This is a genomic window from Novosphingobium sp. FW305-C-111, assembly GCF_058783565.1.
The window spans coordinates 34,311-49,179 of sequence record NZ_JBYSYP010000008.1 but is presented as its reverse complement, the minus strand read 5'-3'; the positions used below and the strand labels follow the sequence as shown (position 1 = coordinate 49,179).

Sequence of the window (14,869 nt, the reverse complement as noted above, 5' to 3'; positions counted from 1 at the left end):
CACTCCGCGATTGACTGTCGAGCTTAACAGTGCACTAAATCGTAGGAAAGGCAAACGCGGAGCGAAGTGATGTCGATCCTGTTCGAGCCCCTTAAAATCGGCAGCATGACGCTGAAGAACCGTTTCGTGATGGCGCCGATGGGCCGCAGTTCCGCGCCCGGTGGGGTGCTGGGTCCTGCTTACGCGCCGTATTACCGAAAGCGGGCCGAAGGGGGCACAGCCCTCGTCATCGGCGAGGCAACTGCCATAGACCATCCGACGGCACAGCATATGACCACGTCGTCCACGATTCATGGCGACGGTGCAAAAGCCTGGGCGAATGTCGTGGCGGAGGTGCACGCGGCAGGCGGCGCATTCATGCCCCAACTTTGGCATGCAGCGATGATGCGCTCGCCCTATCCGGCCGACGATCCGAAATTGGAAATGGCCAACCGCGACCGGAAGTCGATGGGTCCCTCGGGACTCTATATGCCAGGACTGCTCGACCCAGCGGTAATGCCGCCTGCCCCCGTCAAGGTCGAGGAGCCGATGACGCTCAGCGAAATCGACGACTGCATCGGTGCGTTCGCCCGGGCCGCCGCGACCGCGATGGAACTCGGCTGCGACGGGATCGATATCCACGGCGCTCATGGTTACCTGATCGACGAATTCCTTTGGTCCACGCTGAATCAGCGCGCTGACAGCTATGGCGGAAGTATCGCAAATCGTGTCCGGTTCGCTGTAGAGGTCGTCGAGGCATGCCGCGCTGCCACGGCGCCCGACTTCCCGATCTTTCTGCGAATTTCGCAGTGGAAGCAGCAGGACTATCGCGCGCAGATAGCCGAATCCCCCGACGAATTGGCGAAGATCGTCGAGCCGCTGGCAAACGCCGGTGCAGACCTCTTCGACTGTTCGACGCGCCGCTTCTGGGAGCCCGCTTTTCCCGGATCCGCCATGAGTCTGGCCGGATGGGTGCGCAAGTTGTCCGGCAAACCAACGATGATGGTCGGTTCGCTGGGGATCGCGAAAGAAGTTCTGGAGAAGGACGCGATGGCAGCGCTGCACGCGGTGGCGGCAGGCGGACAAGCGAGCGATGAAGGCGAGGATCCTCTTATCGGCAGCGACCTCTACATGCTCGACGAAGCAGTCGCCCGGATGGAGCACGGCGAATGTGACCTGCTGGGCGTCGGCAGGATGCTCATCAGCAATCCAGACCTGGTGCGCCGTATCGAAACCGGCGAGGGCGTCGAGGCGATGCGGGCCTATCGTACCGACCACCTGATGACGCTGGTGTGAGCGCTGCCTAGCTCGTGCCGCCACTGATGGGCGGGCCGAAAGGAGCGGACCAGCCAGCGAAGTCGGCTGGCCGGCGTTCCCCGCGTGCGGCCATCGCTTCGCGGAAGTCGGGCCCTGTCAGGGTCTGCCGGGTCAGTTCGCCTGATTCGAAGCGCGCGCTCTCGAACTGCCCCAGTGGTTCCTCGCGCAGTTGGCGCTTGATCAGCCTCAGCGACGCCGGCGAGCATGACTCGGCCATGGCGCGGGCATAGGCAAGCGCCTGTGCCTGGAAATCATCCACCGGCAAGACGAGCGAAACAAGCCCTTTGGCCAGCGCTTCATCCGCCCCGATCCGGCGGCCCGACATCAGCATTTCGGCAGCGTGCCCCTGCCCCATGAGCCGCGTCAACAGCCAAGCGAGGCCCGCCTCGGCGCAGAGTCCCAGCTGGGCGAACGGCGCGAGAAAGAAAGCATCCTCCGCCGCGATGCGAATATCAGCGCAGCACGCCATGGCGAGACCCATGCCCGCGCAGGCGCCGTGGACCGCCGCGATCACCGGCTTTTCGAACAGCATGATCCCGTCGTAGCGCAGCCCGCCCGAGCCGCTGTTCGGCGCATTCGGATCCGCGGAGAGTTCGCCAAGGACCTGCATGTCAGCCCCCGCGCAGAAGCCACGACCCGCACCGGCCAGCAGGACAACGCGGACCTCGGGATCCGCGCCGGCCTGACGAAACGCGTCGGTCAACGCGCGCGACAGAGCACCGTTGCTGGCGTTGAGCCGGTCCGGGCGATTGAGCGTGATCCGCGCAACGCCATGCTCGGTGGAGTAGAGCACCTCGTCGCCAGGCAATGGCATCACCAGCCCGCGAGATCGGCCGCGCGAAGGCGATGCCGCGAAGGACTGCCCATCCACGCCCAGTCGAACATCGCCCGCTTCATGTAGATGTGGGTATCATGTTCCCAGGTAAAGCCGATACCCCCGTGCGCCTCGACGGTGTCACGGGTCATCTGAAGATAAGTATCGGTCAGGTGAGCCTTAGCATGCGCTGCGGCGTGCGCGGCCTTTTCGGGCAGCTTGTCCCATGCGTGCGCCGCGAACCAGTAGAGACCACGCGACGGTTCGGTCCGCAGCGCCATGGCCACGAGCTGGTAGCGGAGACCTTGAAATCCGGCGATCGGCTGGCCGTACTGCTCGCGGACTTTGGCATACTCGACCGACATCGCGACGCAGTGCTCTGCGCCGCCAAACGCATCGGCGGCGAGCAGCACCGCGGCAGCGTCGGCGACGCGCTCGGCAACCCTGGCGCCATCCGGCAGGAGTTCGCACGAGGCATCGGTAAATGTCACCGTATCGGCCGGCCTGGTTCGGTCGGCCCCGTCCATCCGCACCGCGGTAAAGGCAGCGCCCTTCTCGACCAGCGCCAGCCCCTCGGCGACGCCGACCACGATGAGGTCCGCCTCCGCGGCATTGGGCACAAGCGTCTTCTCGCCGGAGAGCGCGCTGTTTGCCGACAGGCGCCACTCCCCGGGCCGCCACGCAGCCTTGCCTTCTCCGAAGGCGACGGTCGCAAGCTTCTCGCCGGAAGCCAGCAGGGGAAGCCATTTCGCTTTCTGTTCTTCAGACCCGCCCAATGCAATCGCCATCGTCGCCAGCACATGCCCGAGAAACGGGACCGGCGCAGCGGCGCGGCCCAAGGCCTCGGCGACGATCGCGAGATCGACCATTTCGAGACCGAGACCGCCGTGCTCTTCGGGTGCGATGATCGCCGGGATGCCCATTTCACAGAGCGCGGCCCAAAGTTCGGCGTCGAACCTCGCGTCGCCTTCGACGTCAAAAATGCGGTGGACTCGCTGCGGATCGCATTTGTCGCGCAGCAGCGCGGTGACGCTGTCGACCAGGGCCAGTTGCTCGTCAGAAAGAAGGAAGTTCATGCGCCGACTCCCTGCACCCGATCACGCGGCAGGCCGAGCACCCGCTCCGCAATGATGTTTCGCTGGATGTTGGAGCTGCCGCCGGCGATCGACATCGACAACGAGATCATGAACCGCTCGATCCACTTGAGCTGCTTGCCGCTCATGTCGGTGAAATCATCCTCGACGATATCGCGCGCCAGCTTTGACATCCGCCCGACCAGGTCGGTCATGAACAGCTTGCGCATCGTGGTGAAGGAATCGCCTGGCTGGTCGTGGACGTCGAGCGACACGGACCGGTAGGTCGAATAGACAAGGCTCATCAGCTCTCCGTCGATCGCGGCGAGCTCCTCGCGAATCCGCGGATCTTCGATCGCGGGCTTGCCGTTGCGCTCTATTTCCTTCGCCAGCTTCACGAGGTCGCGGAACACAGAAAGCGGCCAGGTCATGGCGGCGATGCCCGAGCGTTCGTGCTTGAGGGTCGAGCGGGTGACGTTCCAGCCCTTCCCACGCTCGCCCACGAGCGCGTCGGCGGGGGTTTCGGCATTGTCGAAGAAGACCTCGTTGAACTCCTTCTGCCGGGTCATCTGGACCAGTGGCCGGACGGTAACGCCGGGTTGGCGCAAGTCTAGCAGCAGGTAGGAGATGCCGGCATGCTTTGGAGCGTCGGGCTCGGTCCGCACCAGCATGAACATGTGCGTCGCGACGTGGCCATGCGTCGTCCAGATTTTCTGTCCGTTGATGATCCAACGCGACCCGTCGGGCGAAAGCTCGGCCTTGGTACGCAGCGATGCGAGGTCCGAACCGGCATTGGGTTCCGAGAATCCCTGGCACCACACGATCTCGCCGCGCAGGGTCGGCCCGATGAATTGTTCTTTCTGGGCTTCCGTACCCCACTCAAGCAAGGTTGGAACGACAAGGCCGTTGCCCGGAATTCGATCGCTCGGCGCCCGCGCGCGGCTCAATTCCTCACGGATGATCTCGGCACGAGCGATGTCGGGAGCCTGCTCGGACCCGCCATACCGCTTCGGAATCGAACGATGCATGTACCCGCGTTCGATCGCGGCAACTACGAAGGCGCGCTTGTTTTCGGCGGACTTGACGTCGCCGTCGGCCGGTGGCCAATTCGCTGCGATGAACTCGCGGACCTCCGTGCGGAAGGAGTCATACTCCGCCCCGAACCCCAGCTCCATCCTAAATCCTCTACATGATTTCCCAATCCACTCTGAATGCGGTTTGGCCGCTCATGTCAACCCGGAAACCGCTAACTAAGTGACTTGATTGACTGGATGGCTGGTTCATACTCCCCGCGAATAGCGTGGCCGCGAAAAACGTATTGACAGTTTTTGTCTGATTGTCAGAAAGCGGTAGAAAGCGCTCGAGGAGAGGACCCGTGCTGCAGCAAGATATCACACCGATTCCCGACAACGTTCCGCACGAACTAGTGGTCGATTTCGACATGTACGACCTCGCCGGCAAGGCGGAGGACATCCAGAGTGCCTGGGCAGTGCTGCACAAGGGCCCCGATATTGTCTGGACGCCCCATTACGGGGGTTACTGGATCGCGACTCGCGCGGCGGACATCGACGTGATGCAGGTGGACCACGAGCATTTCAGCCACAACGAGTTCGACCTGCCGGTCAATCCGAACAAGGTGCGGTCGATCCCGCTCTCGCTCGATCCGCCCGAGCACACGCCGTATCGCCGGCTTCTGATGTCTGCGTTCACCCCGCAGAAAGTACGCGCGTTCTCGCAGATTGCGCGCGATACCGCGCAGGCGCTGGTGGCGCGCTTGAAGCCACGCGGAGAATGCGAATTCATCGACGAGTTCGCCAAGGTCCTCCCGATCAACGTGTTCCTCTCGATGATGGACCTGCCATTCGAGGATCGCGACTGGTTGCTGCCGCGCGTCGAAATCGCGGTGCGCAGCCCGGATCTGGAAGCCAAGACCCGGAACCAGAACGAACTCGTCGGCTACCTGATGCAGCACATCGCCGCGCGGCGCGAGAAGCCGGGCGAGGACCTGCTCAGCATGATCGTCCACGGCGAAGTCGAAGGACGGCCGCTCGATCCCGCGGAGATCATGGCGATGAGCCTGCTGGTCCTGGTGGGCGGCCTCGATACGGTCGCCTCGCAGCTCGGCTTCGTCGCGCAGTATCTGGCGCGCCATCCCGGTCATCGCCGTGAACTCGTCGAGAACCCGAAACTGATCCCGGTCGCCTGCGAGGAATTCCTTCGCCGCTTCGGCCTGCCCAACACCTCGCGTCAGATCACCATGGACTTCGAGTACAAGGGCCTGAAGTTCAAGAAGGGCGACATGATCCAGATGCCCAAGTGCCTCTACGGGCTGGACGACCGGGTAAATGAGCGGCCATTCGAGGTCGACTTCCACCGCAAGCCCTCGACGATCAAGCACGCAGCCTTTGGCGCTGGCCCGCACGTCTGCCCCGGCAACGTCCTTGCCCGCCGCGAGCTGATCATCTTCCTTGAGGAATGGCTGCCGGAAATCCCCGACTTCGAGATCGATCCGGACCGTCCGCCGGTGTTCGCCGCGGGCAGCGTGAACGGCGTGGACAAGCTCTACCTCAAGTGGAAGGCTTGAGCCTATGGTAGACGACAGCGCCGTACGCGCCGTAATCCGCGCCGCCATCGACGCCGGCCACGAAGAAGCGGTCCATGTGGTCGCTTACCACCGCGGGCGGATGGTCCTGAACATCTGGGACGGTATGGCCGATACAGCCAGGGGCATTCCAGCGACTGAGGACACACTCTACAACGTCTATTCGGTAACCAAGGCCGTCGCGGCGACGGCGCTGCATGTCCAGGCCGAGAAAGGCCTGGTCGACTATGACGCGCCGATCGCCGACTATTGGCCCGAATTCGCGCAGAACGGCAAGGCTGCGGCGACAGTGCGCCACGCCCTGACCCACCGCGCCGGGGTACCGTTGATGCCCGAAGGCGTCACGTCCGAACTGATGTGCGACAGCGCGTGGATGACTGACCAGATCGCCGCGATGGAGCCGCTCGCGCCTCCGGGCGAGAAGACGCTTTACCAGTCGATGACTTTCGGCTGGATCATTGGCGAGATCGTTCGCCGCAGCGACCCGGCACGGCGCGACCTGGGCAAGTTCGTGCAGGACGAGATCGCCCGGCCGCTCGGTCTCGCGGACCTGTGGATCGGCATTCCGGACGAGGTCGCAAGCCGGGTCGCGGTGATGTCCAACCGGAACGAGAACGATCCGCCACCGCCTGCGGCCACGCTTTATGCCAGGTCGATGCCATACGACGTCGATCTCGTGCCCCGCGTGTTCGGCCGTCCCGACGTCCAGCGGGCCTGTATCGCCGGGGTCGGCGGAATCTTCAACGCTCGCGACGAGGCCCGGTTCTGGGCGATGCTGGCTCAGGGCGGCGAGCTTGACGGGGTTCGACTGCTGTCGGCCGACCGTGTCGCCAGTTTCTCCAACATCCGGGACAACGGCGACGAGCCCGACCCGGTCATGTTCGGCGTGCCGATCCCGATCAGTACCGGCGGCTACTGGCTGGGCGGGCACCGGGTGAGCAGCCCGCGCGCCGTCTGGCATCCCGGCGCTGGCGGTTCGCTCGGCTGGGCCGACCCCGACCAGCACCTCGCCGTCGCGATCTGCCACAACCGCATGTTCAACGCACGCGACCCGCAAGACGATCCGATCCTGCCGATCAGCAAGGCGATCGTCGAAGCGCTCGGACTGGAGTGGAAGTCATGACTGCGATGCCCCGCCTCGAAGACCTCGTCGACAAGAGCTTCGATCCGTTCATGGTCGAGAAGCTGTCGACCGGCGATTGTCCCGATCCCTACCCCCGAATTCACGAGTTGCGGGCGCAGGGGCCGGTGGTGGATGGGAGCTACCGGACGAACTTCACCGACGTGCCGGATGTGCAGATGGGACACCTGCCGCAAGTCATGGTGCTGGGCTACGATGCCGTTCTCCACGTGCTCACCCACCCGGAAATCTTCCGCAACAAGGAGGCATTCGCCCCCAATCTCGGGCGTTCGTTCGGGAACACCGTGACAGTGATGGACGCACCTGAACACACCAAGTTCCGCAAGATCTTCCAGAAGGCTTTCCTGCCCCAGGTCGTCGCCAAGTGGGGCGAGAGCGTAGTCGATCCGGTGGTGAACAAGCTGATGGAACAATTCATCCATCGCGGCGAGGCGGACCTGATCGAGGAATTCACCCATCACTACCCCTTCCAGGTGATCTATGCCCAGGTCGAGCTGGACCCGGCCCAGGCACCCGTGTTCCACAAACTGGCCATTGCGCAGATCCTCTCCTCGATCGGCGCGCCGCAGGGGCCGGAGGCCAGCGGCAAGCTGGGCAATTTCTTTGGCGAGCTGCTGCGCCAGAAGCGGGCCAAACCCGGCGGCGATCTCATCAGCCACCTCGCCAATGTCGAGGTGGACGGGGAGAAACTGCCAGACGACGTCCTGATCTCGTTCCTGCGCCAGCTGATGAACGCGGGCGGAGACACCACCTATCGCGGCACCAGCGTGCTGCTCACCGGACTGCTGACCAACCCGGACCAGCTTGAGGCCGTTCGCGAGGACCGGAACCTTATTCCCGCCGCGATCGACGAGGCTTTGCGCTGGGAAGGTCCGGTGACTTCGACCTTCCGCTATTGCGCCGAAGACACCGAAATCGATGGTCACCCGATCAAGGCCGGCACGTTCGTCAACACCGTCCTCGCCTCGGCTAATCGCGATCCGTCGAAGTTCCCGGATCCCGACCGGTTCGACATCTTCCGCAAGAATACCGTTCGCCATCTCGCCTTCGCGAGCGGTCCTCATCTCTGCATCGGGCAACATCTTGCGCGCGTCGAGATGACCCGCGCGTTGAACGCGATTCTCGACAATTTGCCGAACCTCCGGCTCGATCCGGACAAGCCGGCTCCCAACATCGTCGGGCACCTTCTGCGCGTGCCGGAACACCTGTGGGTCAAGTTCGACGCAAGCTGAAAGCCACCGCCATGAAGAAGTGGATGTGCATGAACTGCGGCTGGATCTACGAGCAGGAGCTTGGCGATCCTTTGGGCGGCATTGCTCCGGGCACCGCTTGGGAAGACATTCCAGACGACTGGAAGTGCCCCGACTGCGGTTCGCTGAAGGCCGAGTTCGAGATGGAGGAATTCTGACTTGGCCGGCTTTGACTACATCGTCGTCGGCGCGGGTTCCGCCGGCTGCGTCCTGGCAGAGCGCCTCTCTGCGGATCCGGCGGTAAACGTGCTCGTCTTGGAAAGCGGTCCGTCTGATAGCAATCCGTTCATCCACATGCCCAAGGGTATTCCCAAGGTCATGTTCCACCCGCAACTGTCCTACGGGTTCATGACCGAACCTGAAAAGGGCAACAACAATACCGCCGAACGCTGGGCGCGAGGAAGGACCCTGGGCGGATCGAGCGCCATAAACGGGATGGTCTGGAACCGCGGGCAGCCGGCCGATTTCGACGGCATGGCCGAGCTGGCCGGCGATGAGTGGGGCTGGAAGCACATCGGCCGCGCCTACAAGGCAATCGAGAACCACGAACTCGGTCCGGCCGAGACCCGCGGCGACAGCGGACCGCTGCACATCACCGTAAACGAGCCATCGCGTTGGGGCGATACGATAATCGCGGCCGGTACAGCCATGGGCATCCCGCACAAGCAGGACGTCAACGAGCCCGACAATGGCGAGGGCATCGGTTATGTCCCCGCCAACATCTGGAAAGGCAAGCGCCAGAGCGCCGCGACCGCCTTCTTGAAGCCGGCGCGGTCGCGCCGCAATCTGACGGTGCTGACAGGGGTGCGGGTCGACCGGGTGCTGATCGAGAACGGCCGCGCGGTCGCCGTCGCGGGCCAACATCAGGGCGCGGCAAGGACATGGAGCGCCAACCGCGAGATCATCCTCTCGGCCGGCGCAATCCAGTCGCCCGCGATCCTGATGCGCTCAGGAATCGGTCCGCGCGATGTTCTTGACCAGGCCGGCGTTCCTGTGTTGGTCGAAAGTCCCGAGGTCGGGGCGAACATGCGCGAGCACCGCATCGTGGTGATGCAGTACCGTCTCAGCGACAATTCGTTCTCCACCAACCGGGAGTATTCCGGGGCCCGCCTCTTCGGGAATGTCCTGCGCTACTACCTCACCGGCGGCGGGCCGATGGCGAGCTCGTCGCACAACGTTGGTGCCTGGGTGAAATCGCGACCCGAGCTCGACCGTCCCGACGTCCAGATCCTGATGGGGCCCTACAGCTATGACCTTTCGGGCAAGGGCTTCCTTGAAAAGGAGCCGGGTATGGTCGTGATCGGCTTCATCCTGCGGCCGGAAAGCGCCGGACGGATATCGATCACCGCGGCCGACCCGGAGGCGCCTCTGTCGATCGTGCCGCGCTACCTCACAGAACAGGCGGACAAGGACAAGGCGGTGGGTCTGTTCCGATCGATCCGCCGCCTGATGACGCGACCGGAACTCGACGACATGGTCGTGTCCGAGATCATGCCTGGTGGCGACAACCAAAGCGACGAGCAGATCCTCGACTGGTTCGACAAGGCGGGCGGCTGCGGCCTTCATGCGGTGAGCACCTGCCGCATGGGCAAGGACCCGGGTTCGGTCGTCGATGAGCGCTTGCGGGTGCGCGGGGTGGCGGGCCTGAGGGTTATGGATACGTCAGTGCCTCCGGTCATGCCCTCGGGAAACACGAATGCACCGATGATGGCCATGGCATGGCGTGCGGCCGAGCTCATCCGCGAGGATGCCGCTGCCTGAGGAGACCGGGATGCTGGTACCCGAACGTATCGAGGATATCACCCCGTCGTGGATGAGTGAGGCGCTCCAGGAGCGTTTTTCGGGTGTCGCGATTGAGCGAGTGAACGTGATCGATGTCGTTCACGGGGCCTGCACGAAAATCCGCCTTGGCATCCAAGGAAGCGATCCTCGAGTGCCGCCGCGCATGCTCATGAAGATCGGCTTCGAACAGCACAGTCCCAAGATGCGGGCGATGCACCTCAACGAATACAACGCTTACAGGCATTTCCTGCCAACCGTCGACGTCAGCCGGCCGACATGCCACGCGGCCATCGTGGATGACGACGGCAAGTCGCTGGTCATTCTCGAAGACCTGTGCCTGCGCGGCGTCCGCTTTCTCTCGCTCCAGGAGCCGATCGGTTTCGACCTGGCCTCGGCATTTCTTCGTGACCTCGCCGCCATGCACGCGCGGTGGTGGAATTCGCCGGAGCTGCTTACCCGCTTCTCATGGGTGCCCGGCACAAGCGAGCAGGAGATGGAGCACTATTTCACGCTGCTCCTAACGCCCGAACTGTTCCAGAGCTTCGCGACCGCTCCGCGCGGCGCGGCGATGCCGCGAATGGTCCGGGATCCCGCACGCGTGCGAAGCGGACTCGCGGCGATGCGCAAGGCGCACGGAGGCATGACACAGGTCATCAATCACGGCGACATGCATCTCGGCAACCTCTACACCAACGCTGACGGATCACCGGGCTTCCTAGATTCCCAGCCACGGCTCGGCGCGTGGTCGATTGACGTCAGCTACTTCATTACTGCGGGGCTAGACCTGCTCGATCGTCGCCACTGGCAAGGCGCGCTGTTGCAGCAGTATCTTGCAGCGCTGGCGCAGCACGGAGTGACGCCGCCCAGCTTCGACGAGGCGTTCGAGGCATATCGGCGCGATGTGATCTGGGGCCACCTGATCTGGATGCTGAACGGCTCGCAGTTCCAGAGCGAGGCCAACAACACCGCCGCTGCCACCCGGTTCGCGATGGCGATGGTCGATCTCGACACGTTTGGCGCTCTGGGCGTCTGAAGGGGAAGACATGCCTCGCACAATTCTCGTCACCGGCTCCGTGAAAGGCATCGGCGCTGCCACGGCCGCGGAGATTGCCCGGAAGGGCGACCGGGTAATCGGTCTCGACCTCACCGCTGCGGAGATTTGTGCCGATCTTTGCACCGTCGAAGGACGCAACCACGCCATCGCGCAGGCATCGGCGTTGGCCGGCGGGGTCCTCGACGGGATCGTTGCGTGTGCGGGCCTTGCCTGTCCCGACACCGATGCGATGCTTGGCGTCAACTACTTCGGAACGGTCGCGCTGGTCGAGGGACTGCGCGGCACTCTCGCCCGGTCCTCCGCCCCGCGCGTGGCGGTAATATCGTCCTCCGCCTCGATCCTGCCGAGCGACGCCCGCATCGTTACGGCCTGCCTCGCGGGCGACGAGGCGGGCGCGAAGGAACTGGGGCGTACTGAACCGTCGTTGGTGTACGCCTCGTCCAAGCTGGCACTCAGCCGCTGGCTAAGGAGGACCTCGATCCTACCCGACTGGGCCGGCGAGCGGATTCTTCTTAACGGGATCGCTCCTAGTACGGTCCTCACCGATATGACCGCACCGATCCTCGCGACCGAAGAAGGCCGGGCAATGCTGGCCGAGGTGACGCCGATCGCGGTGCCTGAGTACGCGCCGCCGAGCGATATCGCACCGCTCCTTGCGTTCTTGGCAAGCGCAGATTGCCGCTACATGGTCGGACAGGTTGTCTTCATCGACGGCGGCAAGGACGTCATTCGCCGCGGCGACGATATCTGGTCGGGCTAGAGCCCGACCACGGAGCCTCCGTCCACTCGCACCTCTGCGCCGGTCACGTACGAAGCCAAAGGCGAGCAAAGCAGCGTGACAATAGCAGCCACCTCTTCCGGGGTCCCGGCACGGCCGAGGACGAGGCCCGGCTTGAACTTGCGGAAGAAATCGGCACGCACTTCCGCCTCCGGCCTGCCCTGCTCCTCCGCCCCCTTGGCAAAGCTTGCCGCGACGGCAGACGTCTCGATCAGCCCCGGCGAAACCGCGTTCACCAGGATGCCGTCGCGAGCGTACGCCTTGGACAGTGACTTCGACAGGTTGAGCGCCGCCCCCTTTGCAGCCGCATAGTTCTGGTAAATGCGGTCGGGCTGGGTCGCGACTTCCGAAGTGATGTTGACCACCCGGCCCCATTTCTGCCGCTGCATATGCGGCAGCACCGCGCGGAACAGGCGCACGATAGACAGAACATTGTCTTCGAACGCATCGAGATAGTCCTGGTCGGACAGCGTCTCGAAGTTGCCCCTGCTGCGCTGACCGCCGGCATTGTTGACGAGTATGTCGACCGTGCCGAATTCGGCCACCGCGCGGTCCGCCAAGGCCTGGATCGCAGCCGGATCGGCGACGCTGGCGGCGAACCCATGGACCTCGAGGCCCTGTGAGCGCATCTCCGCGACAGCCTGCTCGACGCCAACTGCACCTCGTGCGGAGATGAGGACACGTGCACCCTCACCTGCAAGCCGCTCGGCGATCGCCCTGCCAATACCGCGGCTGCCGCCGGTGACGATGGCGGCCTTGCCGGCGATCTGCAGGTCCATTTGCCTAGGTGATCTCTGCGAGGATGGAACCGACTTCGTAGGTTTCACCGACTTGGCCTAGCAGCCGAATCGTGCCCGAGGCCGGGCTCTCGACCTCGTTCGTCGACTTGTCGCTTTCGAGCGCGTAGATTGGCTGACCTTCGCTGACGACCGCGCCGTCTTCGACAAGCCATTCGGCGAGCACGCCCTCATTCATGGAAAAGCCGATCTTCGGCAGGATGACCTGAATTGACACTGATAGCTCCTTACCGTGCAAGCTCGAAGATCGCTGCATGGATGCGTGCAGCGTCAGGCGCGTAAGCGCTCTCGAGCGGTTTGGAATAGGGAACGGCAGAATAAGCTCCGCCCAGCCGCTTGACCGGCTTCTTCAACTGGCCAAACAGCTCCTCGTTGATCACCGCCGCAATCTCGGCTCCGACGCCGTGCTCCTTGACAGCCTCGTGGGCGATAAGCACCCGGCCGGTCTTGCGGGCTGAAGCGAGCACGGTTTCGCGATCCCACGGGGCAATCGTGCGGAGGTCAATCACCTCGACAGAGACGCCGTCCGCAGCCGCTTTTTCTGCCGCCGCGCGCGCTTCGACCGCAATCCTCGCATAACTGACCACAGTCACGTCGCTGCCTTCGCGCTGCACAGCCGCCTTGCCCAGCGGCACCCTGTGGCTGCTGTCGGGCAATTCGAAGCTCATGGGAGTGTGGTAGGTCGGCAGGTTCTCGATGAAGATCACCGGATCAGGATCGTCGATCGCTGACCGCAGCAGGCCATACGCGTCTTCCGGCGTTGAGGCGGCGCAGACCTTGATCCCTGCGGTGTGCGCGAACCACGCTTCGAGGTAATCGCAATGCTGCCCGCCGGACCCGAAGCCAAGCCCGGTCATCGTGCGGATCACGATTGGCACGCTGGTTTGCCCGCCGGACATGAAGCGAAGCTTGGCCGCATGGTTCACGATCATGTCCATCGCCACGGTCGTGAAGTTCATCAGCATGATCTCGGCAATCGGCTTGTAGCCGGCCAAGCTCGCGCCGATCGCTGCCCCCATGATCGCCTGCTCGCTGATCGGGGTCGAGCGCACGCGGTCGTCGCCGAATTTCGTCGACAGGCCCTTGGTGATCTTGGCGATGCCGCCACCTTCCGGATCGGCAAGATCCTCACCAAGGGTTATGACCTTGGGATCTTTGGCGAAGGCATCCTGATAGGCTTTGGCAATCGCCGCGATGATCGTAACCTTGGGCTTCGTCGCTGTTGCGGTGGCGGTGGTCATGCCGCGATCTCCTTCTCGAACACGTCGGAGCGCAACGCATCCGGTTCCGGCCATGGACTTTCGAGCGCGAACTTGATCGCATCGTCGATCTCGGCTTCGATCCCCGCTTCGATCGCGGCAAGTTCATCCTCGCTGGCAATGCGGTCGGCGATCAGCCGTGCCCGCAACGCCGGGACGGGATCGGCCGCCATGGCCGCAGCTTTCTGATCCTTCGGTATGTAGCTGTCGTCGTCGCCGAAGTTGTGCCCGAAGAACCGGAAGGTCATGCATTCGAGCAGGGTAGGCCCCTCGCCGGCGCGCGCCCGCGCAACGGCTTCGGCGAAAGCAGTGTACATCCCTTCCGGATCGTTGCCGTTGACCCGGACGCCGGTCATGCCATAGCCCGCAGCACGAGCGGCGATGTTCTCGCCGCCCGTCATCTTCTCGAACGTGGTATGCTCGGCGAAGAGGTTGTTCTGGCAAACGAAGATGGTCGGCAGCTTCCAGATCGACGCGAGGTTCATCGCCTCGTGGATCGCACCGATGTTGGATGCGCCGTCCCCGAAAGTGCAGACCGAAACGCGGTCCGACTTGTCGAGCTGTGCCGCCCACGAAAGGCCATTGGCGATGGGCGCGGAGGAGCCGACGATCCCTGTCGTGACCATGATTCCCTTTGGCGGATAGGTCAGGTGCATCGGCCCGCCCTTCCCCTTGCACGACCCGGTGGTCCGTCCCGCCAGCTCGGCCCACAGCTCGCGGAGCGGGAAGCCTTTGCCGAGCATGTCGTGAATGCCGCGATAGATCGTGCAGATCGTATCGTCGTCGCGCAGCAACGTACCCATGACCGAGGGAATGATCTCCTGCCCCCGGTACGAATAATAGACCATCGCGATCTGCCCGGAGAGGATCACCTTCCGAGCCCGCTCGTCGTTCGCCTTGAGCAGCGCGGCGCGCTTGTAGATCTCGATCAACGTCGCCGGATCGGGGACATACTGGTTTGTCGGCACCTGACACTCCCTTCTGCCCGTCAGGGCAATTATCGGCTCAATCCGTTATATGATT

General features: G+C 63.7%; 15 protein-coding genes. 8 read left to right on the top strand and 7 right to left on the bottom strand.

Annotation, left to right across the window (positions count from 1 at the left end; genetic code table 11):
- Positions 1-69 precede the first annotated feature (69 nt).
- A complete protein-coding gene (locus AC3WLD_RS10785) occupies positions 70-1,275 on the top strand; it encodes an oxidoreductase (RefSeq protein ID WP_492556962.1) in 1,206 nt (401 codons plus the stop codon).
- A gap of 7 nt (positions 1,276-1,282) precedes the next feature.
- Here AC3WLD_RS10785 and AC3WLD_RS10780 read toward each other — a convergent pair whose 3' ends face one another.
- From AC3WLD_RS10780 to AC3WLD_RS10770, 3 genes are read right to left on the bottom strand one after another with little or no spacing between them, the layout of a single operon-like run.
- The gene (locus AC3WLD_RS10780) at positions 1,283-2,110 is read right to left on the bottom strand and encodes an enoyl-CoA hydratase-related protein (RefSeq protein ID WP_492556961.1); all 828 of its coding nucleotides are present in this window, start codon (positions 2,108-2,110) and stop codon (positions 1,283-1,285) included.
- A complete protein-coding gene (locus tag AC3WLD_RS10775; RefSeq protein ID WP_492556960.1) occupies positions 2,110-3,186 on the bottom strand; it encodes an acyl-CoA dehydrogenase family protein in 1,077 nt (358 codons plus the stop codon). The genes AC3WLD_RS10780 and AC3WLD_RS10775 overlap by 1 nt, the downstream gene beginning before the upstream one ends.
- Positions 3,183-4,358 carry an acyl-CoA dehydrogenase family protein gene (locus tag AC3WLD_RS10770; protein WP_492556959.1) on the bottom strand — a complete coding sequence of 392 codons (1,176 nt, stop codon included), beginning with the start codon at positions 4,356-4,358 and terminating at the stop codon, positions 3,183-3,185. The genes AC3WLD_RS10775 and AC3WLD_RS10770 overlap by 4 nt, the downstream gene beginning before the upstream one ends.
- Positions 4,359-4,558: 200 nt before the next feature.
- On the opposite strand from AC3WLD_RS10770, the gene AC3WLD_RS10765 reads away from it, so the two are divergent.
- Genes AC3WLD_RS10765 through AC3WLD_RS10735 form a run of 7 tightly spaced genes read left to right on the top strand, consistent with a single transcriptional unit; the run spans position 4,559 to position 11,772 of the window.
- Positions 4,559-5,767 carry a cytochrome P450 gene (locus tag AC3WLD_RS10765; protein ID WP_492556958.1) on the top strand — a complete coding sequence of 403 codons (1,209 nt, stop codon included), beginning with the start codon at positions 4,559-4,561 and terminating at the stop codon, positions 5,765-5,767.
- Between the two features lie 4 nt (positions 5,768-5,771).
- Positions 5,772-6,908 (top strand): serine hydrolase domain-containing protein, encoded by a 1,137-nt coding sequence (locus AC3WLD_RS10760; protein ID WP_492556957.1) that lies wholly within the window; start codon positions 5,772-5,774, stop codon positions 6,906-6,908.
- Entirely contained in the window at positions 6,905-8,158 is a 1,254-nt protein-coding gene (locus AC3WLD_RS10755; RefSeq protein WP_492556956.1) for a cytochrome P450, read from the top strand. Before AC3WLD_RS10760 ends, AC3WLD_RS10755 begins: the two co-directional genes overlap by 4 nt.
- An 11-nt stretch (positions 8,159-8,169) precedes the next feature.
- Positions 8,170-8,334: a rubredoxin gene (locus AC3WLD_RS10750; protein ID WP_492556955.1), complete on the top strand. Its 165-nt coding sequence runs from the start codon at positions 8,170-8,172 to the stop codon at positions 8,332-8,334.
- 1 nt (position 8,335) lies between these two features.
- Positions 8,336-9,937 carry a GMC family oxidoreductase gene (locus tag AC3WLD_RS10745; protein WP_492556954.1) on the top strand — a complete coding sequence of 534 codons (1,602 nt, stop codon included), beginning with the start codon at positions 8,336-8,338 and terminating at the stop codon, positions 9,935-9,937.
- A 10-nt stretch (positions 9,938-9,947) separates the two neighbouring features.
- Complete coding sequence (locus AC3WLD_RS10740; protein WP_492556953.1) at positions 9,948-10,991, top strand: protein kinase family protein; 1,044 nt, start codon at positions 9,948-9,950, stop codon at positions 10,989-10,991.
- Between the two features lie 10 nt (positions 10,992-11,001).
- Positions 11,002-11,772, top strand: coding sequence for an SDR family oxidoreductase (locus tag AC3WLD_RS10735; protein ID WP_492556952.1), 771 nt, complete (start codon positions 11,002-11,004; stop codon positions 11,770-11,772).
- On the opposite strand, the gene AC3WLD_RS10730 is transcribed toward AC3WLD_RS10735, so the two are convergent.
- From AC3WLD_RS10730 to AC3WLD_RS10715, 4 genes are read right to left on the bottom strand one after another with little or no spacing between them, the layout of a single operon-like run.
- On the bottom strand, positions 11,769-12,569 hold the full coding sequence (locus AC3WLD_RS10730; RefSeq protein WP_492556951.1) for an SDR family NAD(P)-dependent oxidoreductase: 801 nt from the start codon (positions 12,567-12,569) through the stop codon (positions 11,769-11,771). The genes AC3WLD_RS10735 and AC3WLD_RS10730 overlap by 4 nt on opposite strands.
- A gap of 4 nt (positions 12,570-12,573) precedes the next feature.
- Positions 12,574-12,843, bottom strand: coding sequence for a lipoyl domain-containing protein (locus tag AC3WLD_RS10725; RefSeq protein WP_492556950.1), 270 nt, complete (start codon positions 12,841-12,843; stop codon positions 12,574-12,576).
- Positions 12,815-13,828, bottom strand: a complete 1,014-nt coding sequence (locus tag AC3WLD_RS10720) for an alpha-ketoacid dehydrogenase subunit beta (RefSeq protein WP_492556949.1) — start codon at positions 13,826-13,828, stop codon at positions 12,815-12,817. The genes AC3WLD_RS10725 and AC3WLD_RS10720 overlap by 29 nt, the downstream gene beginning before the upstream one ends.
- Positions 13,825-14,814, bottom strand: a complete 990-nt coding sequence (locus tag AC3WLD_RS10715; RefSeq protein ID WP_492556948.1) for a thiamine pyrophosphate-dependent dehydrogenase E1 component subunit alpha — start codon at positions 14,812-14,814, stop codon at positions 13,825-13,827. Before AC3WLD_RS10715 ends, AC3WLD_RS10720 begins: the two co-directional genes overlap by 4 nt.
- Positions 14,815-14,869: the final 55 nt, after the last annotated feature.